Raw genomic sequence first — 19,854 nt, 5'->3', positions numbered from 1 at the left:
ACTCAGATACAATCTGCCAATTCTTTCCCCTCCCACACTACCAAAAAAGCCTAATGTTTTAGTGATGAACTAAACTGAGCCTTGGTCGACTAAGTGTTAACCAACGCATTCACCTAGCAAGGAAAGACTATGTCAATTATCAGAGTTAACCCTGAAACTATGCCGAATAGCGCGGAAATTGGTTATTCGCAAATTTCAATTGTTGAGCCTGGTCGGATGGCCTATGTGTCGGGGCAGGTGGCTACCCGGCCGAATGAAGAATTAATTCCCGATAGCTTAGCTGAACAAATGCAGATTGTTTCTGAAAATGCACAGGCAGCTTTGTCTGCTGTTGGTGCAGAGCCAAAAGATATTGTACTGGCAAGAGTGTATGTTGTAGACCTCACACCAGAAAAGCTTGAGGAATTAATGCCTGCGTTTTTATCTACCTTTGACGGTGCAAAGCCATGTGTAACAGGCATCGGTGTGCAAGCGTTAGCTTCCCCTGAGTTTTTGGTTGAAATGGAGTTAGTTGTTAGATTGCCTGATTAATTGCAGTGTGATCGTGACCGAATATGTTAGATCATGCTGTTCACATATTCGGTTCCGACAACATCAGGTTGATATGTTCTTTAAACGCCTTGAGCTTCTTGGTCTGCCACTGCGTTTTCTTTGAAAGAAGGTAGAGGCGTTTTCTGGGAAGGTTACGCTTAGATAACACAGAGACAAACCGTCCTTCGTCCAGCTCTTTTTGTATAGAAATATTTAGCATCATTCCAATCCCCATATTCCCGTTAATTAGCTGATAGACTCCTTCGACATCGTTCGTTGTATGAGATACGGATTGGTCAAAGTCGAATTTCTCTTTGTTTAAGAATGCTTTCAGTTCACCCGCCGGATTTAATGACGACATCAGGATGAATTTTGCGTTGCCAGGAGAAGCCAAGCTTTCCGGCATGCCGACACTTTCAATGTAGGCTGGTGTTGCACAGGCAACGAGTTGAGTTTCGATCAAAGGCATAGCCACCATTGTGCTGCTGTCGTTGAGTCGGCCTAGGCGGAAGGCAAAGTCGATGTCTTTATCGTATAGGTCTTCCAACTCATCGCTGAATTGAATATCAAATTTGATGCGGGGATGAATGCTGGTAAAGCTGGATAATATATCGATGATCTTTGAGCGGCATAAGGCTTTGGAAAGGGTGATGGCAATCGTGCCGCTTATACTTTCTTGCTCAGAAAGTAATGCTTCTTCTGCATGATCTATGGATGAAAGAATCTCTTTGCACTTGGGGTAAAACTGCTTGCCGGATTCTGTGATGTCTAATCGTTTATGAGATCGGTGGAAGAGTTGTACCTGCAAACTTTCTTCCAGCTGAACCAGTTGTTTGCTGAGCGCTGGCACTGATAGGTTCAGTAATGCGGCTGCCTTGGTGATGCTTCCTTGTTCAACGATGGTGATAAATGTTTGATATTGATCCAGCTTTGACATAGTACTTTTCGAGTCTGTTTTGGTTTCTTTTTAGTTAATCTAGGTCTTTAAATAATTCAATTTATTCTAATTAGGTCTGCTCATATAGTCACTTTTGTTCTGTTTCAACACACTAATTAGGGATCAAAAATGATTGAACTGGCAAAAGTAAGTACTACGATTTCTGCACCTGTCGCCGCTGTATTCGACTATGTCACTAATATGGAGAATTATGGGGAGTGGTTTCCTGGGGTGGTGGCTATTAAATCAGGTAATAACTTACCTCATGCAAGGGTTGGGAAAACTTACCTTGAAACCTTGCAGCTTCCCGGCGGGGAGCACGAGCTTTCTATAGACGTTGTCCAGAGTGAAGCTCTGAGTCTCTTTCTCACTCAAGGCGATTTAGAAGGTATCTTGCCTCAAATGACCATGAGATTCTCTGAAGAACAAGAAGGGGTTTGCACATTTGATTTGCAATACCACAGTCGAAATTCGAGTCTTTCGGAAGAATCAGAGATCATAACTGCGTTAAGGAAAGACTTAGTAGAACGGGCGGCTGTGGCCTTGGTGAATCTCAAAAATAAATTCTAAACATTGATTGGTTAAGAATGCTAGGTCTCAGAATTTGCTTGTTCTGAGGCCTATTAAGTAAGGAATCTTTTCTGTTTAGATTCCTCTCACCCAAACCTCTTTCACCTGCTGCTTCAGTACATCGATAACACTCTGGTGAATGAAGACCAGCCCAAAGTCTTCTTCGAGTTTAAAGATCAATCGTTCTTCCAACGGTATAGTTTCCAATTTGGAAAAATCGAAATCGATATTGGTTACGTCAATCCAGTTAAGTTTTCCATAGCGTTTTTCCTGGTTCGTAAGCGCATAAGTTTGGTGTAGGTAGGGCATTCGATAGTCGTCGAGTACTGCAATTTCATCCTCTGCTGGTTGGCTGGGGGAGCAGTCGACTCGTGCATCCAGCCATTCAACTCCTTCAATCACTAATTGTTCTAATTGATTTGCGATTTCCTTGCGAATAAAGAGCTTTGGAGAAAAGGTCATCTCAAGTAAAAGATCGGGTTTCGCCGATGTTTCCGTTTGCTGAAAAGGAAATTGACCAAAGACTTGTTTTGAAAAGATTACATATTCTTCTTTCATGGGGGATACCTACATCTTCGGTGCGCGCATGGAGGTGTTCTTTTTAAGCTTTCTTACTAACGCAAATTGAGGGTCACTCTTTACCAAGTCATAAACTTCCGGTGCAAAGAAAATGACGGTGTCTGCGTTTTGGGGGCGATACACGATGCGCTTTTCGAAGGGGATTTGTTCAATTTTTTCCGCACTGAGAAAGAGTCTATGAACGATTAACTCACCGCTGTAGGGGGATGTTTCAATGACACTGCGATCAAAATCAACGACGTCCTGTATGTTATTGATGGCTAGAATGAAGCGATCATCAACGTCTGCGTCTTTGGTGATCAGTGATGCCGGGTAGACTTCGACACCGTAGGGATCAAAACTCATGATCAGTTCAGCCAATTCACGAGAAACGCATAAGTCGCCGATGCTTACGATGGGGTGAACCATGGAGGACGGAATATTTTTATCTTCCCATTTAATCGCGTTAAGTGCGCTGGTTGGGTGATAGTTATTGGTGCTGTATAAGAACTCCCGATTGTCTACACACTGAAATTCAGAAGGGCTTCTCATATAGTCTTCAGAAATGATCGAAAACTCGGTTACTTTGTCCATTGAGTTGTAATACGTCTCTTAAAAATCTCGCCACATCAAAAAATTAGCGGTGTTAGTTCCGGTGAGGTGGCGAATTATCTCAGTTCAGGGTTTAGCTTGTCCAAACTATTTAATTTGGTTCTTGGATTCTCAAATTTTCTGTCGTGTTAGCTACTTGTATAACTTATGTTCCCTTCACAAACTGGAACGGACTGCTTCCGTGTTTTGAGATATGCTAGCGTTTCGATTTATTTTGCTCTGATTCCTCGTCGGTGCCCATAGGAACATCATGGACAAGTTAATAAAAGTTCTTGAACTGTTGAACGCAGAAGGCATAAATGCCTCGATTTATGATGAAGATTATAAAAGCGTTAAGTGGGTAAATCCTAAAGGCGACGAATACGATATCTTGGAGAGCGACATTGCCTTTTGTGAAGATAAGATTGCTTGGTTCCAGTCGAGTTATGAAGACGACCATCTATTAGTAACGTATGAAAATGGCATACGTTTCCAGTGGGTGCCTGAAACCTATAATCCTATGTTTGGCTGCGAATGTATTTACTTGGGATGGAGAAAGGGTGCGCTCATTTTTATCTATTTAGAAAAGCATGATATCTATGTTTGTTCTATTAAAGGCACTGAAGTAAAACGGCATAACTTTCATGGTGATCATCTGTGTATTGGCAATGACTATGTGAGCATTGCCGTGTATGGCTTTAAAGATAGGGATGAGGTTGAGCTACTTAGTCTTCCTGATTTAAAGAAAAAGACAGTAAGTCTAGACTGTGCGGATAAGCTCGGGCTTCGCCCTGTGCATTATCTAGGCAACGTCTGAAGTGTGAAAATAACAATAATCATAAAGCTGACAAGGGTAAGTAATGAACAATTCAAAAAGCAGTTCACTGGAAAAACTCGCAAGTGTTTTGGTCTTCTTAATGGCCGTTCTTCAGGGGGCATATGCCATTTTCGCGTATGTTGATCCTGCTGGATTTTCTTCAGCTCGAGGAACAGAGCTATTTTCCCTAGCAGACTCGGATTGGGTTCAAATCTATGCATCGAGAACCTTGTTTGTAGCCTTAATTATTGGATATTTACTGTATTTGAAGAACTACAGAGTATTAGCTTGGGCTGCGTTATTTGGGACTGTTATGCCAATCACAGATGCTTACCTTGCTTATGAAGCTCAGGCAGAAAATAAAGTGGTTATTAAGCATATTGCCACTGTTATTTATTTGGCCGTTACTTTCGTGGTGCTCAATCTTGTTGTTAAACGTAAAAGAGATCAGGCTAATCCGGTTCAAAGCTCTTCTGTAAGCTCATCGTTGTAAGCCTGAATATGTTGAGGATTCATTCATGATTCGCCCGATACAGCCTTGTGATGCTGCTCAAATCGCGACCATATACAATCACTATATCGAGAACAGTGCTGCAACCTTTGAAGAGGAAACGGTGACATCTTCTGCGATGGAAGATCGTATCGAGACTGTTCTTCACTCAGGCTTGCCTTGGTTGGTCGCGGAAGAAAATGGCGAGATCGTTGGCTACGCTTATGCAAAGCCTTGGAACCCTCGTACAGCTTATCGTCATACGGTTGAGGTTTCTATTTACATAGCTAATGGAGGTGCTACAAAAGGCACGGGCAGTCGACTCTATGAAGCGCTCTTTGAACAACTAAAAAGACAGTCTATTCGTGCTGTGATTGGTGTGATTACTTTACCAAACCCTGCCAGTGTTGCGATTCATGAGAAGTTCGGCATGACGCAAGTCGGCCACTTCAAGCAAGTGGGTTATAAGTTTGGTCAGTGGATTGATGTTGGGTATTGGCAGGCTCTGTTACAGGAGTAAGTTTTATATTTTCTTCTCTTCTCGATATTGGATTAACTAAATGCTAGTAGTCTTAGGCACGTTGTTATTTGTATTTCTGTTGTATGGTCCGCACTTGTGGATCAAATATGTGATGTGGAAACACTCAAACGAAATCAGCGAAATGCCGGGAACGGGTGGTGAACTTGCAAAGCATTTGGTTGAAAAATATGAGCTTTCTGACGTAAAGGTCGTGTTAGGTGAAGAAGGTCAGGATCACTACAGCCCGGATAAAAAACAGGTTTCATTAAGTCCGAGTGTGTACAACGGTAAAACCCTGGCCGCCATTGCTGTTGCAGCCCATGAAGTCGGGCATGCTATTCAGTTCTCAAGAAACGAACCCGTCAGTCAATTGAGAGAAAAGTATTTAGGCAAAGCCATTCGCATCAAAAAAATAGGCGCGGGTATTCTGTTTCTCTTACCCATAATTACCATCGTAGTTAAAGTTCCGCAGGTTTTCTTGCTTGCTGCGGGAGCAGGCGTGATCACTATGCTTGCATCTGCTTCGATGTATGTAGCTATTTTGCCGGAAGAATATGATGCGAGTTTCAAAAAAGCCTTGCCCATATTGAAAGAAGGTTATGTGCCTGAAAAACATATGCCTGCGATTAAACAAGTCTTACGCGCCGCAGCGTTCACCTATATCGCAGCGGCTCTGGCAGATGTCATTCGGTTATGGCGTTGGATTCGAGTGTTTCGATAGCAGCTTTTTATCTGATAATAAAAGAGAGAGCCAATGATTGGCTCTCTCTTTGAACTTCCGTTTTATGACGCCTCAAACAGGCTTGCTTATAGGTGTTCCTACATTTCACTGATTTTGATTAGAAGGTCGCTCAGTTCTTCTGTTTTTGTCAGCATTGGCAGATGGCCGCTGTCGATTTCAAAACTGGCTTTTAGGTCCAGGTCTTTTGCAATTTTCTGTTGTGATTCAAGAGAGATGATCTGGTCTCGCTTGGCATACACATAGTATTTGTTCACTTCATTAAAGCGTTCTTTATTGAGTTTTAGTTTTGCCTCACCAATAGGTGCCGGTTCCGCGACTGCATTTTTAACAAGCCATTCTTGCTGACTTGGATTTGCATCTTGAGCGAAGCTGTTTGCAAAGTTTTGCTGGTTGCTGATTTCTAATGACTGTTTTTGTTCATTGAAATGAATTCCGGAAAAGTAATGGGTTTCATCGGCTTTGTTTAACTTAGTAAACACCCCTTCGTCTTCCAGTGGTGCAACGGCGGTGACATAGACAATTTTTTCTATGGATTCATCCGGGCATACACTCAAAGAGGCGTTGACGATGGCGCCACCTTGGCTGTGAGCGACGACCATTTTCTTTTCTTCTGGAATTGAAGCCATGAAGCTACATAAGGATGTAGCCGCAATATCTAAGGTTACTTTTTCCGGAAGAATGTTGTCATTACGCCCAGGTAGGTTAACCGCATAACTGGTGACTTGGTTGTTCAGTTGCTCCTGAAGTGGCTGCCAAGAATCTGCATTAAAGTGCGCGCCATGAACAAACACGATGGATGAAGATTCTGCTGCGTTTACCGTAGATGCGGATGCAGCAGACAAGCTTAATACCAAACAGGACAGACTTTTTTTAACGAATGTATTCATTTCATTGACCCCTTGTCGACGAATTTTTAATGGATTGGAAAACGAGTTGCAGAATGTCCGGTGCCCCCGTTTTGAAGCAATAAAAATCAATTAAAATTCACTTCAAATGATTTCAAATCGCTTCTGGATCAATGACTTATCGGTTACACTTCGAATGCGGTTTTTTGGTGCAAAATATTTACGATGGAGAGGTTAAAGCCTGCATGATTGTTTTTGAGGGGTTTAAATTTGACCCTAAGACTGGTCGTTTATTTCAGGAAGGCTCCGATGAACCGCTTGTGGTTCGCCATAAATTAATTCAGTTGCTGGCCTATCTGCTAGAGCATCAAGATCGTGTGATTAGCAAAGACGAATTACTCAACACCTTGTGGGATCACGGCCAGTATCGTGAGCATTCTTTATCGCAAAGTATTTTAGAGCTCAGGAAGGTTCTTGGCGATTCTGCCTCTTCACCCAACTACATTCGAACCGTTCCTAATCAGGGCTATCAATGGATTTGTTCAACCTCTGAAGTTTTGGATGAAAACGTATCCAATACTTTCCTTCATGAGCGAAAGTCGCAATTTCTAATTGCCGGATTAGTTGCTCTATCGTTCGTTGTTTCAGTGGTATTCGTTTTGACTCAACCAGAGTCAGGTTCGGATTTAAACAAGAAGACGAAGGTGTTGGTATTGCCGTTTCAAAACCAAACACAAACGCAGTCAATGGATTGGGTCGAGTTAGGTTTAGCAGATATGATGGCCAGTGATCTGATGTTGATTGATGGTTTGGATGTGATCACCCCAGCTCAGATGAGAACACAGTTATTGACGGAAAAAGGGGAGTACCAGACTGACCCCCAGTTTATTTTGTCACTCTTGAAAGACGCCTCGATTGATGTCGCGATTCAGGGCGAAGTGCAATTCGTTAATGATCAGCAAGCGCTTAGCTATAGGATTATTTCTATTGATGATGAGCCTATTTCTGGCGTCATTGAGCGAAAAGATCTGGCTGTGGCGATGCCCAATATTGTTAGTCAGCTATATGGCAAGTTAGATCCGCAGAGCAGTCAGATAGAGCTACCTAATTATGACTATGTGCCGAGTGCTATGCATGAGTACGCGCGTGGAGTGCAGGCTCTTAATAATGAAGGAGCAATCCTGGCTCGATATTACTTTGGGGCATCTACTCAGATTGATCCAAACCACAGTTGGTCTTTGGCGTATTTAGGTGTTTGTCAGCTCTATTTAGGGCATTGGATAGATGCTGAAAGCTACTTTACTCAAGCCATGAAACAAGACACTGACCCAAATCTACAGGCCTTTGTTAATTACTGGCTTGCCTCGATTAACTTTCGACGTGGCGACCTTGAACAGGCTTCTTTGCAATTACAACAGATTACTAATCAGCCAACGAAAATGAGCGAAACGCCATTAGCGCGGATGATTGATCAACTAACGGCACAGATTAAGCTTTTGCAGTCCGATTCCAGTAATGACGGTGTTGCGGTGGTTTCAAACGAGGCGTTTATTGCTGGACTGTCGGATATCGCTGCCATTGGTTTCGTTGATATTAGTACCGTTGATATTGGCACCTTTGCTATTAATACCAGCCTAGTTGATGACGAGAGTTTTTATGATGACAGCGCTGCCAAGATTCGAGAATTAAAAGAACAAGTACGCCGATTGACCATCAAAGGTTATAAACCCACCTTGTTCAAAGCCTTAGTGGCTCTGGTTCAACAATCACAACTTACAATGACTGAACGAAAAGGCTATCTTGAACAAGCGCTTTCAGTCATTAAAGAATTGAAGCAACCTTATGACCACGCTCAAGTGCTTATTCTAGCGGCTCGTTTTGGAATCCTACAGGAAGAGGAAACCGATGGGCTTCGTCGTCAAATTAATCAGTATTTAGAACACGCTATGCAAATAGCTGTTGAACTGGAAGCTGGGCTCTTGTTGTCGAGAGTAGGGTATTACCAGACGTTGACTGAAATTAATGAAAGCTTGGTTGATGATCCTAGTGGTGCACAGGCATCTCTAAAACTGTTTAGTGAAAGCATTGAGACAGACCCTTTATCTATTGAATTTAGCCCTTTGGTTGAGCGGTTGTTTGAGCGCGTTGACTCTGAACCATCAACTGAAAGATGACAGTGTTTTAATCATTAACAATTTTTGGAGATAAACTATGAGTTACCCCATTGAAGGATCATGCCAGTGTGGCGGGGTTAAATATCAATTACTGTCTAAACCGCTAATGATAGTCGCTTGTCACTGTAAGGAATGCCAAAAGCTCTCGACTAGTGCGTTTAGTATCACTGCGATGGTAGAGGCAGACTCAATTCAATTTGAAGGTGAGATGGTTGAGTGGCGTCGGACTGCTGACAGCGGAAACATAAACGGTGCTAAGTTTTGTCCAACTTGTGGAAACCGGATTTATCATTTCAATCCGGACGAGCCGGATAAAATTAAACTCAAACCATCAAATTTAAGCGATACCAGTATTATCAAACCTACCGCTCATGTTTGGGTAAGTGAAAAACAAGAGTGGTTTACCTTGCCTGATAATGTAGCGATTTTTGAGAAGCAGCCTTAGTTGTTTGGTGACACAATATGATGTTACTGCACTCTAAATCTGTACTTTATGGACATTTGTAAATAAGGAACGTTATGAAAGTAATTTATTTGATTATTACCTGCATTTTTCTCCAGGCGTGCTCTACAGTTGCCTCTGTAAATCGACCTGCTCATTATTATCAAGAGAACACGTCGAACGATAGTGGAAACGGGCTAGTTGAGAGCGCTATCTTTGGTAACGATGATAAAAAAATTATTGAATTGCTAAACTATCGAGTTAAGTTGCCAGAGAAAAACAGAATAGCGATCTTAAAGTTAAGTACTGATAATTACTGGCGCTTTTACTCTAATGATTTCACACAGTTAAATGATTCTCTTGTCGACTCTTTTATTACGAAACTTAGAAGTTCTGAGAGGGTATATGATGCGTCGTTCCTACCCGCGATGCTCGTATCAGAAAAGAGAAGTGTTCCTGTTTTAAGAGAAGCAGCTGCTAGATACCAAGCAGATCTACTGTTGGCTTACCGAAGTTCTTGTCAGTCTTACAATAAGTACAAATTTATCGATCCCAATGAGAGTAAATCATATTGTTCTGTAGAGTCGGTGTTATTGGATGTTCGTTCTGGAATCGTTGTTAAGTCTGTTGTGAGCGTAGAAAGCTTTACTAGTAAAGAAGTAGCTGGTGATATCAATTTCAGCGAAACTATTAAGAAGGCCGAGTTAGAAGCGATAGCAAAAGCACTTGGAAATGTTGCAACTGAAGTTGTGAACTATATGGATGGTGTGCCAAGAATCTAAGGCGCTAGAGCTTAAAAGTTCTTTAGAAACCTTCGGTGGTGAATGATCTTTATTTTTTGTTATTGCTTATTTCATCTGTGCTTCTATGTAAGGGGGTACAGTTTGAAATAAGTAACCTTGATCCACCTCAATTCTTGCCCCTGCAAAATCTATAGTCTGGCCTATAGTTGAATCATATCTTGAGACAACTCCTTGTATTAGAGCCTTCTTCTGGTCGTTTTCTGACCACTCTTCTTTCTGAAAACTCCTTTAAAACCAGTCTATTAATCAAAGTTCAAAAACCCGACTAAATTACTCAACTTTGTTGATCTGAGTCAGTAACGGAAAAATCCTACGGCGTATCTTAGACCCTACAACAAATAACTAGTCGAGGAGAAAAACCATGGCTGAACGCTTTACCAAAAGCATGGCCAGGAATATGTATTTAGGTGGAAGTGTATTCTTCATCCTCTTATTTCTTGGTCTAACGATGGATACCGTAAGGCAGCTGCCTGAACGGGATAACCGTGAAAATCTGACTGAAGAGGTCGCGCACGGTAAAAAGCTTTGGGAGGACAACAACTGTGTTGGCTGTCATTCCTTACTTGGTGAAGGCGCGTATTTCGCTCCTGAGCTTGGCAATGTGTTCTATCGTCGTGGCGGTGAAGAAAGCTTCAAGATTTTCTTTAAGTCATGGATGAAGGCGCAACCTCTCGGTGTAGAAGGTCGTCGTGCGATGCCTCAGTTTAATCTTTCAGATGAAGAACTGGATGCGTTAGCTGCCTTCTTGGAATATTCGGCCAAGATCAACACCAACGATTGGCCACCTAATATTGAAGGATAAGGAGCGAACTATGAAATATGAGTCTCAAGCCGTATCAAAACCGTATTTTATCTTTGCGCTCTTATTGTTCGCAGGACAGATTTTATTCGGATTAATCCTCGGTACGCAGTATGTAATTGGTGATTTCCTGTTCCCGGAAATTCCATTCAACGTGGCCCGTATGGTTCACACTAACTTGCTGATTGTCTGGCTGTTGTTTGGCTTTATGGGGGCAGCGTACTACCTGATCCCTGAAGAGGCAGAAACTGAGTTACACAGTCCTAAGTTAGCAATTATTCTGTTTTGGGTTTTTGCTGCCGCAGGTACGTTAACCATACTTGGTTATTTGTTTGTTCCTTACGCGACATTGGCTGAAATCACTGGTAATGATCTTCTTCCAACTATGGGGCGTGAGTTCCTTGAGCAACCAACCATTACTAAAATAGGTATTGTGGTTGTCGCTCTGGGCTTCTTATACAACATCGGTATGACTGTACTGAAAGGCCGTAAAACTGTGATCAACATTGTTTTGATTACTGGTCTGTTAGGCTTGGCATTGTTGTTCTTGTTCTCTTTCTACAACCCAGAAAACCTAGCATTAGATAAGTTCTTCTGGTGGTTCGTTGTTCACCTATGGGTGGAAGGCGTTTGGGAATTGATCATGGCATCCATCCTTGCGTACGTACTGATCAAAGTGACTGGTGTTGACCGTGAAGTGATCGAGAAGTGGTTGTATGTGATCATCGCAATGGCGCTTATTACTGGCATCATCGGTACAGGTCACCACTTCTTCTGGATCGGGCCTCCTGAGTACTGGTTGTGGTTGGGTTCTGTGTTCTCAGCGTTAGAGCCAATCCCATTCTTCATGATGACTCTGTTTGCCTTCAACATGGTTAACCGTCGTCGACGTGAACATCCAAACCGTGCAGCAACTCTATGGGCTCTAGGTTGTGCAGTGATGGCATTCCTTGGTGCCGGTGTATGGGGCTTCCTACACACATTAGCACCAGTTAACTACTTCACTCATGGCTCTCAAATTACGGCAGCACACGGACACATGGCGTTCTACGGAGCTTATGCAATGATCGTAATCACCATCATTTCATACGCAATGCCAGCGATGCGTGGTCGTCCAAACGGCAACTGCAATAAGGCGCAAGTGGTTGAAATGTGGGGCTTCTGGTTGATGACGATTGCGATGGTATTCATCACTCTGTTCCTAACAGGTGCGGGTATCTTGCAAGTATGGCTACAACGTATCCCTGAAAGTGGTGAGGCTCTGAGCTTCATGGTGACTCAAGACAAACTGGCGTTGTTCTACTGGTTACGTCTGATCGCTGGATTGTTCTTTATGGCAGGTCTAGTGGCCTACTTCTGGAGCTTCTTCATCAAAGGTGAAGACCCATTAGTAGAAGCACAAGCCCGCTTGCAAGAGTCTTAAGAGCAACAAAGTAAAGGTTTTAACACCAAGTGTTATAGAAAGTGTTTGTCAAAGGCCAAAAGCCCGCGACGATAAAAGAAAGAGTGCTAAAAGCACTTAAGGAAGCAAGCCGGAGTCGGAACTCAGCAATCACTGAGAACCCTCCGGCTTTTTTAATGACAGATCAGTTTCCCTCATAAAAAGAAGATAACGTTAGGAGAGGCTATGAATAAACGATTACAGGAAGCGCGCTTGTTTAGCCGAGTTGCTTTCTTTGCGTTATTTTTGCTGGCGCCGGTGTTGAATATTTTTCGCTTTGATCTCACGACGACCAATTTTGTGGTGTTAGGTCAGGTGTTGTCTTTTGATATGACGGCGGAATGGATTCAGCAAAGCGACGCCATGGATGCAGGCATCCGAATACTCACTCGTTTTATTTTACCTATCATCGTTATTGTCTCTGTCGGGCTCTATATCTTTTGGCGATGGGGACGTATTTATTGCGGCTGGTTGTGTCCGCATTTTTCTGTGGTAGAACTCATTAATGGTCTGATGCAGAAGCGAACAGGGCGGGTGACGATTTGGGAACCCTCAAAAAGCGAACAGCCGTCAAGTTGGTTGGATTGGGCGGTGATTGTTGTGGTGTCAGCCACAATTGCGTTCTTATGGGCCTTGGGTTTGTTGTCTTATCTGTTGCCGCCGGTCCCTCTGTATACCGATTTAGTAACCGGTGAACTAAGCCGAAATCCGACGATCTTTTTGATTGCTGCAACCACGGTGTTCACCATTGATTTTGTGTTTGCCCGCCATTTGTTTTGTAAATACGGTTGCGCTTTGGGGGTGTGGCAGAGCTTGTTCTGGATGATGAACAGTAAGGCCATGCTGGTGAAGTTTGATCGTGATCGAGCCAAATTGTGTCAGGACTGCGATAAGGATTGCGAAACGGCATGCCCAATGCGCTTGCCGGTTCGGAGTTTCAAACGCGCTAAATTTACCTGCACGCAATGCGCTCAATGCATCAGTGCTTGTCAGAATGTTCAGAAAGATAATCCCGACGGTGCTCTGTTGGAGTGGAGTGAAGGAGAGAAAACAAGGCACAGCTCCTTGATTCCCGTCAAAACAATTGATCCAAGAAAAGTGCAGACTGATAACCATAAGAGTTCGACTCCTAATGGCTCTGCATCTAATGGTTTAACAGCTAATGGCTCTACACCAAATCAGTCAGATGGGGCATCTGGTGAATAGTCTCCAAAAGAGAGGTTCTGATGGAAGAATACGTTGGCTTCAAGTGGCACGAATACATTACTGGCAAAGCCTCTACGGACTTTGAAGATGCAACCGTTGCATTAAAAGATGCTGGCTATGAAATTGGTGTGCTGTTTCGTGCGCTCGGTGGTGATACGGGATTGCGTATTGAGGCCGCGACGCCACGTGATTACTTCATGCGTCGATCTTTCCTTCAGAAGTTGGCAGGCACTCATCAGCAGGTGGAATTAACCTGGCGGGACAACGAAACCCTTCGTTTGCCAGAAAAGCTGGCTATTTTTGATTCCGCCCAACTCAACAAGTATTTGTACCTTTGGTTGGCAGCACTGGCCGCTCAACAAGCCGATGATTTTTCGGATTGGTTTCAGGATAATCAGTCACTCACCCAAAGGGTATTGGCGATCTATCCGGGAATGAAGCAAATCTACACCACCTTGGTGGAAGCCTTTCTTATGTTACGTCCAAGCTTAAATGAGCTGGAAGACGACGCTGCGGCTCAAGAGCAAGCAATCCAACAAGCATTAAGAGAGCCGGGCAGTGTCGAGGTGTTACCACCGGCTAAATACGCGCCAAACCCTGTCTATCTATGGCTGTATCCGGGCAACATGAGTGCTTGCATGAGCATGCCGTCTCCGGTCGAGGATGATGAAGGTTCGGTGTCCAGCGGTAAGAAAAAGCACGGCAAACGTAAGCAAGGCGAGCGAGTCGAAAGCTACGATAAAAACCACGGTTTGATGGTGTTCCGGTTGGAAAACCTGTTCAGTTTCAGTGAGTTTGTGCCAGTGGATCGCGCCGGCGATGATACCGATGAAGAAGACGCGGAAAGTGTGGCGGATGATCTTGATGTGATTTCTGTGTCACGAGATCGCAAAGCGGCATCGTCCAGCATTAAATTTGATTTGGATTTACCGGCATCAGACAACGATGATTTACGGTTAGGAGATGGAATTCTATTGCCTGAGTGGGATTATCGTAGTCAAAGTTATCGAGAGGATTACTGCTGTCTACAACCTATGTTGGGAGAGCCCGAAAAGGATAATTTGAAGGCGGATGAGTCAGACGGAAGTAATTTAGAAGGCAGCGCTATCGGACAACTTCCAAACCACCTTCGTGCCGATGCAGCCAAGTTACGGCGTCAGTTCTCTGGGCTAAAACCGGTTCGACAGTGGCAGAATCGTCAACAAGATGGCGAAGAATTGGATCTCGATAATTGGCTTCATCATGTGGCTGATGCCAAGGCCGGCAGTGATTCTAGCGAGCAGGGCTTCTATCGTACCTTCAACAATCAGGTGCGGGATTTGTCTTGTTTGATCTTGGCAGATTTAAGCCTTTCTACAGATACCTGGGTCAATAATGATCAACGAGTGATTGATGTGGTTCAGGACAGTCTACAACTGCTGTGTGAGGCATTGTCAGCAACGGGTGATCGTTTCTCCGTCTATGGGTTCTCTTCTCGTAAGCGGGATCATGTTCGCTACCATGTGATCAAGAATTTCAACGAACGATATTCAGATCAGATTCGAGGTCGTATTCAGCACCTTAAACCAGGCTATTACACTCGAATGGGCGCTGCGATTCGCCAATCCATCAAGGTGTTATCAAATGAAAAGAGCCACCAACGGGTGTTGATGATCATCACTGATGGCAAACCGAATGATCTGGATTTATACGAAGGCCGTTACGGAGTCGAAGACACACGCATGGCGATTCTTGAAGCCAAGCGCGCAGGGCTGCAACCGTTCTGTGTGACTATTGATGATGACGCCGATGAGTATTTGCCGTATCTCTTTGGTAAAAATGGCTTTGTGGTGATCAAAGATCCGGCACAACTTCCAAAAGAGTTGCCAAGACTGTATGTGAATCTCACTCGATAGTGAGGTTCATAAAACAGATTTCTGCCTTCCTACATGTAAGTGACCTACCTAAGTCAGCCGCTAAAGCTCGATTCATGTCGTAAAAACCGATAAGTGTGTACTAAATTAGTATGAGCCTGGTTAGTGCGATACTAATTTTTATTGTCCTATGAGCTAATTTTTTTGCTTTTCTGCTATTGCATACTCGAAAGTCAATTAATGTTAGATAGGAATACTTATTTCTTAGTATCTGCATTTATAACAATAACTTTGAGCAAGAGTATTCCTTTTCGAGTTCATCAGGAACACAGTAATGCTTTCGCAAGACATGATTTCACAAAACACACGTTCACAAAAAACATGTTCAAAAGAACCGCGTTCACAAGAGACTCGTTCACAAGAAATAATAGATACGACAGAAACAGCGATTGGTCGTAGATTTCAATCAGAAAATTATCAGTTGCTCGATAAAATCGGCCAAGGTGGCTTTGGTCAGGTCTATCGAGCCACACAAGTCAATACCGGTCAAACCGTTGCGATTAAGTTCTTATCTTTGAACTCAGATTTTGATGAGGAAAAACGCAGGCGTCATATCGAACGCTTCCATCGAGAAACTGAGTTATGTAGTCGTTTACAGCACCCCAATATAGTGAGATTACTGGATAAAGGGGAGTGTGATGAAGATTTGGTGTATGCCGTATTTGAATACGTTGAAGGTGTTTCTTTAAAAGATCTTCTTCAGGAGAAGGGGGCGTTTGTGCCTTCCGAAGCGGCAAATTTGATGTCTCAAGTGTTGGACGCATTAGCCCATGCTCATGCTCAAGGCGTAATTCATCGCGACCTTAAACCAGCCAACATTATGCTTACCAAGTCGGGAACTAAGAGTCACGTTAAGATCCTTGATTTTGGTATCGGTACATTAACCAGTGAAGCCCGTCGACAAGATTTTAAAACACTTACACTGACACAAGAATCTCTGGGAACGCCATCTTACAGCGCGCCTGAACAATTACGTGGTGAACCACCCACGCTAAAAAGTGATTTGTATGTCTGGGGGTTGGTGTTTATAGAGTGCTTAACAGGGCAGCCGGCTATTACCGGTTCTAGCTTGGCTTCTATTTTTCATAAGCAGTTAAGCCAGTCGAATGTTCCTTTACCTGTTTCGGTGGCAGGTCATCCGGTCGCTAATTTGTTACGACGTGTACTGAATAAGAATTGCCAAGATCGAGCCGCCAGTGCTTCTGATGTCTATGATGATCTTAATCTGATTAACTTTTCATCCTTGGTTGGCAGTCATTCAGTCCAAGCAAATCAACACCTTTCCCAAGACACTGATGCGTTCTTGGACATCGACTTTCAAGAGACTCAGATTAACAGTCCTAGCGCTTATTACACAGGGGGAACCGAGCGTAAACAGATTTCGGTTTTGTGTGTGAATATTACGATTCGTACGGTTTACGACGACATTATGAACGGCGAAGTTATTGATGCCTTTCATCACGATCAGAAATCGCAATGTGTTGATATTGCTGTCCGTTATGGCGCCTTTCATGTGGGTTCGTTGGGCGACACCTTGTTGTTTTATTTTGGGTATCCCTCGGTTAGTGACAACGATAGTCGCTTGTGCGCCCGAACAGCATTGGAGATTTCCAGTAATCTCAATCAAAGAAATGTGTTATTGAAAGCGAACCAAGGCATCGAAGTTCAGATCAGAATGGGTATGCATACGGGGTTAGTAACAAATTATTCAGACAGTGTTCCTGAAGGTGATACCCCAAACACCGCAATGGAATTAGCGCGACTTTCTAAACCGCAACAAGTGTTATGTTCTAACGCAAGTAAAGTACTGCTTGATAACTACATCGAGTTTCTTCCTTGTAATGTAACGTCCATTGGTGTTCATCAAAAAACGACGCAGCTTCATCAACTGGTAGGTGAGCGCTCGGTAGAAGCATTTGGTTTTTTACGTGCGAAACAATCAAGTTATGAATTTGTCGGGCGTGAGCAAGAGTTAAACCGTTTACTTACGCTGCTAGACAATACATCGGAAAGTGTTTCTGCTCATGTTTATGGCGAAGCGGGGATTGGAAAGTCCCGATTGATTTTTGAGTTACGAAATCGAGCCCAAGGCTTTCGACACTATATTGCCCAGCATTTGCCTGAACATAAGTACAATGCTTTGCATCCGGTGTTGAGTCTTATCAGTTATAAATATTCCTTGGATTCTTTATCTCCTAAACAGGCAGTCGAACAACTCCGGGGGCATTTAACCAATGATCTGAAAACGAGATCTGGGCTCGAACCCTCAGTGGCTCTTTCTGTGCTCTGTACCTGGCTTCATTTGCCATTTGAACCTGATACAAGCCAATCATATACAAGCGAATCAGATACAAGCGAGCCTGCTAAAACCTTAGCCTCGCTCTCGCCTGAAGCACAAAAAGACGTCTTATTTGAAGTGCTGACAGAGTTACTCATTGATAGTTCTGAAGAGACTGACAACAGCGCAGCCTTATTCATCTTTGAAGATATGCACTGGGCTGATCCGACAAGTATCGAGTTTCTTTCTTATATTCTTCAACATCCTTTGTTTAAAAGCAGTCGCAGTATCTTGATCACTACGTCTCGTCATGAGATTCCTGAAACCCTTAAGGTTCTTTATGATTTGGATTTACCGGTTCTTGGGTTAGATGAAGAAAAGACGAACCGATTTATTCGAGCATTATTCGATCAACGGAATGTATCACCAGCGGTGTTAGATATCGTCGCTTCCAGAACCGATGGTATTCCGCTATTTGTTGAAGAACTGGTCAACATGCTACGTTCCAAGAAATTGGTTCAGCATTTGAATGGGGTGGTTGATTTCGTCGCACCAGATAAGATTAAAGAAGTTCCTGAAACCTTATTGGAATCGCTGCAACAAAAGTTAGATAGTCTGGTTTCTTCAAAAGATACTGCCCAACTGGCTGCCACTATTGGACGAGAGTTTGATCATGCCTTGTTGGTTGCCGCTTCACCTAAGTCGGAAGAAGAAGTTCAAACAGATCTCAATGAACTGATTGCCTGCGATTTGGTTGTTCGTCTGCGTCAGGTGAACGGCGATACTTACATGTTCAAACATGCGTTGGTGCGTGATGCTGCGTATGAAGCGATGGGAAATAAATCCCGCATTTTATCGCATTCATTGATTGCTAAGACGCTTGAAGGTCATTCGGAAGAAGTGCCTAACTACGGTCGAGATACCTTGGCTCGTCATTTTGCTGGAGCCGAGAACTATCTTAAAGCCGTCGACTATGGCTTGAAAGTCGTTGAGACGTTTTCTCAGATTGGTTCAAACGTAGAAGCCCTAAATTTTGGGGCAGAACTGGAAACTTGGATTTCACAGATCGACGACTCTGAACTGAGCGATTTGAATCGGCTCAAGTTTTACCATCTGGCAGTACCCATTGCGTTGGCGGTTTACAGCTATACTTCTGAAATTGCACTGGCGTGGAACCAATCCATCAAGCGTATTTTGGATGATTCGGATCACAATAACCTATGGGACAGTGAAACAGCGTTATGTGAGTCATTAAAGGCGAGAAGTGATTTTCTGGACTTTCTCAGTCTGCACCACAGTTCCCAATACCAGGAAGCCCAATTGCTAGGTGAACGGTTATTAGCGTCTTATGAGTCTGATCATTGCCATCATGATTACTTAATCCCTGTCTTGTGTTTTCTCTCTCAAAACTACCAGCTTCAAGGGGATTTTGATAAATCCATTGTGTCTTTCGAACGCACCATTAGGTTGTATGAGGAAAATACTTATCCGGTGTTTATGGAGTCTGATAATGACTTCAAACCATACTGTTTGGGCATGTTATCGCTGTCGTATTTACATATTGGTGAGCTAGATAAAGCCATTGAAACTGCCAAGCAAGCGACAGATTTGTCAATTGTTGATAAATACCCGGTTTCTTGTGTGGCATCCCATATTTTTTACGCCTTGTGCTTAAGTTTCAAAGGTGAAGATGAACTCGTTATTCGAGTGTGTCAGGACTATTACCAATATTTCTACGATGAGAGCAATCCAACCTTTTATACGGTGTACATCGATATCCTACTGGAGACAGCCAAAGGCAATCTGGAAAAAGCTAAAGCGCTGGTGATTGATCTATGCAAGTCGGACTACGACTTTGCTACAGGCTGGTATATCCACTTCATCGCGAAAAAACTGCTGAACATAGGTGAGATTGATGAAGCCACTTCTTTGATGGAGTTGTCGTTAGAAAAATCTACCACCAATGGTGAAGTGGGTGCTTTGCCGATTGTTAAAAACACATTAGCGCTTGCCTTATATAAGAAGAATAACGAGGCAACCCAAAGAATTCTTTCTCTATTAAACACTTCTTTAGAATTAGCTATTGAGCAAAAGGCTTATTTATTTGTACAGGAATCAAAAGCATTGCTGGATTTGATGACTGAGGTAGTTGAATAAGACTGGTCAATAAATGGATGTAACCTTTTAACTATACCGA

Annotated in this window: 18 protein-coding genes; 14 read left to right on the top strand and 4 right to left on the bottom strand. The window is 43.2% G+C overall.

The features are described from left to right. Positions 1–129: 129 nt before the first annotated feature. Complete coding sequence (locus ACFOEK_RS19535) at positions 130–531, top strand: RidA family protein (RefSeq protein ID WP_386723168.1); 402 nt, start codon at positions 130–132, stop codon at positions 529–531. A gap of 40 nt (positions 532–571) precedes the next feature. Here ACFOEK_RS19535 and ACFOEK_RS19530 read toward each other — a convergent pair whose 3' ends face one another. Next, a complete protein-coding gene (locus ACFOEK_RS19530; protein ID WP_386723167.1) occupies positions 572–1,468 on the bottom strand; it encodes a LysR family transcriptional regulator in 897 nt (298 codons plus the stop codon). Positions 1,469–1,597: 129 nt separating this feature from the next. Between ACFOEK_RS19530 and ACFOEK_RS19525 the strand changes: the two genes are divergently transcribed. Continuing rightward, positions 1,598–2,038 carry an SRPBCC family protein gene (locus ACFOEK_RS19525; protein ID WP_386723166.1) on the top strand — a complete coding sequence of 147 codons (441 nt, stop codon included), beginning with the start codon at positions 1,598–1,600 and terminating at the stop codon, positions 2,036–2,038. Between the two features lie 75 nt (positions 2,039–2,113). Here ACFOEK_RS19525 and ACFOEK_RS19520 read toward each other — a convergent pair whose 3' ends face one another. Together ACFOEK_RS19520 and ACFOEK_RS19515 are read right to left on the bottom strand one after the other, a co-directional pair. Next, the gene (locus ACFOEK_RS19520) at positions 2,114–2,596 is read right to left on the bottom strand and encodes a hypothetical protein (protein WP_386723165.1); all 483 of its coding nucleotides are present in this window, start codon (positions 2,594–2,596) and stop codon (positions 2,114–2,116) included. Between the two features lie 9 nt (positions 2,597–2,605). Then, complete coding sequence (locus ACFOEK_RS19515; RefSeq protein ID WP_386723164.1) at positions 2,606–3,190, bottom strand: hypothetical protein; 585 nt, start codon at positions 3,188–3,190, stop codon at positions 2,606–2,608. Between the two features lie 268 nt (positions 3,191–3,458). On the opposite strand from ACFOEK_RS19515, the gene ACFOEK_RS19510 reads away from it, so the two are divergent. From ACFOEK_RS19510 to ACFOEK_RS19495, 4 genes are read left to right on the top strand one after another with little or no spacing between them, the layout of a single operon-like run. Next, positions 3,459–4,004, top strand: coding sequence for a hypothetical protein (locus ACFOEK_RS19510; RefSeq protein WP_386723163.1), 546 nt, complete (start codon positions 3,459–3,461; stop codon positions 4,002–4,004). Between the two features lie 43 nt (positions 4,005–4,047). Next, the gene (locus ACFOEK_RS19505) at positions 4,048–4,497 is read left to right on the top strand and encodes a DUF4267 domain-containing protein (RefSeq protein WP_386723162.1); all 450 of its coding nucleotides are present in this window, start codon (positions 4,048–4,050) and stop codon (positions 4,495–4,497) included. 25 nt (positions 4,498–4,522) lie between these two features. Further along, positions 4,523–5,014 (top strand): GNAT family N-acetyltransferase, encoded by a 492-nt coding sequence (locus ACFOEK_RS19500; RefSeq protein WP_386723161.1) that lies wholly within the window; start codon positions 4,523–4,525, stop codon positions 5,012–5,014. Between the two features lie 40 nt (positions 5,015–5,054). Then, positions 5,055–5,735, top strand: coding sequence for a zinc metallopeptidase (locus ACFOEK_RS19495; RefSeq protein ID WP_386723160.1), 681 nt, complete (start codon positions 5,055–5,057; stop codon positions 5,733–5,735). 98 nt (positions 5,736–5,833) lie between these two features. On the opposite strand, the gene ACFOEK_RS19490 is transcribed toward ACFOEK_RS19495, so the two are convergent. Continuing rightward, positions 5,834–6,643, bottom strand: a complete 810-nt coding sequence (locus ACFOEK_RS19490; RefSeq protein ID WP_386723159.1) for an alpha/beta hydrolase — start codon at positions 6,641–6,643, stop codon at positions 5,834–5,836. Positions 6,644–6,846: 203 nt separating this feature from the next. On the opposite strand from ACFOEK_RS19490, the gene ACFOEK_RS19485 reads away from it, so the two are divergent. The 8 genes from ACFOEK_RS19485 (at position 6,847) to ACFOEK_RS19450 (ending at position 19,814) form a co-directional block, all read left to right on the top strand. Continuing rightward, a complete protein-coding gene (locus tag ACFOEK_RS19485) occupies positions 6,847–8,775 on the top strand; it encodes a winged helix-turn-helix domain-containing protein (protein WP_386723158.1) in 1,929 nt (642 codons plus the stop codon). A gap of 37 nt (positions 8,776–8,812) precedes the next feature. Further along, entirely contained in the window at positions 8,813–9,220 is a 408-nt protein-coding gene (locus ACFOEK_RS19480) for a GFA family protein (RefSeq protein WP_386723157.1), read from the top strand. Between the two features lie 74 nt (positions 9,221–9,294). Beyond that, entirely contained in the window at positions 9,295–9,999 is a 705-nt protein-coding gene (locus tag ACFOEK_RS19475) for a hypothetical protein (protein WP_386723156.1), read from the top strand. A 382-nt stretch (positions 10,000–10,381) separates the two neighbouring features. Continuing rightward, positions 10,382–10,822: a c-type cytochrome gene (locus tag ACFOEK_RS19470; protein WP_386723155.1), complete on the top strand. Its 441-nt coding sequence runs from the start codon at positions 10,382–10,384 to the stop codon at positions 10,820–10,822. 10 nt (positions 10,823–10,832) lie between these two features. Beyond that, complete coding sequence (locus tag ACFOEK_RS19465; protein ID WP_386723154.1) at positions 10,833–12,242, top strand: cbb3-type cytochrome c oxidase subunit I; 1,410 nt, start codon at positions 10,833–10,835, stop codon at positions 12,240–12,242. 204 nt (positions 12,243–12,446) lie between these two features. Then, positions 12,447–13,466 (top strand): 4Fe-4S binding protein, encoded by a 1,020-nt coding sequence (locus ACFOEK_RS19460; protein ID WP_386723153.1) that lies wholly within the window; start codon positions 12,447–12,449, stop codon positions 13,464–13,466. Between the two features lie 20 nt (positions 13,467–13,486). Beyond that, positions 13,487–15,361 carry a nitric oxide reductase activation protein NorD gene (locus ACFOEK_RS19455; RefSeq protein WP_386723152.1) on the top strand — a complete coding sequence of 625 codons (1,875 nt, stop codon included), beginning with the start codon at positions 13,487–13,489 and terminating at the stop codon, positions 15,359–15,361. Positions 15,362–15,653: 292 nt separating this feature from the next. After that, the gene (locus tag ACFOEK_RS19450; RefSeq protein WP_386723151.1) at positions 15,654–19,814 is read left to right on the top strand and encodes a TOMM system kinase/cyclase fusion protein; all 4,161 of its coding nucleotides are present in this window, start codon (positions 15,654–15,656) and stop codon (positions 19,812–19,814) included. Positions 19,815–19,854 lie beyond the last annotated feature (40 nt).

The sequence above is a fragment of the Litoribrevibacter euphylliae genome, from assembly GCF_042646085.1.
Classification (GTDB): domain Bacteria; phylum Pseudomonadota; class Gammaproteobacteria; order Pseudomonadales; family Litoribrevibacteraceae; genus Litoribrevibacter; species Litoribrevibacter euphylliae.
This window is presented reverse-complemented; position numbering and strand designations above follow the sequence as displayed.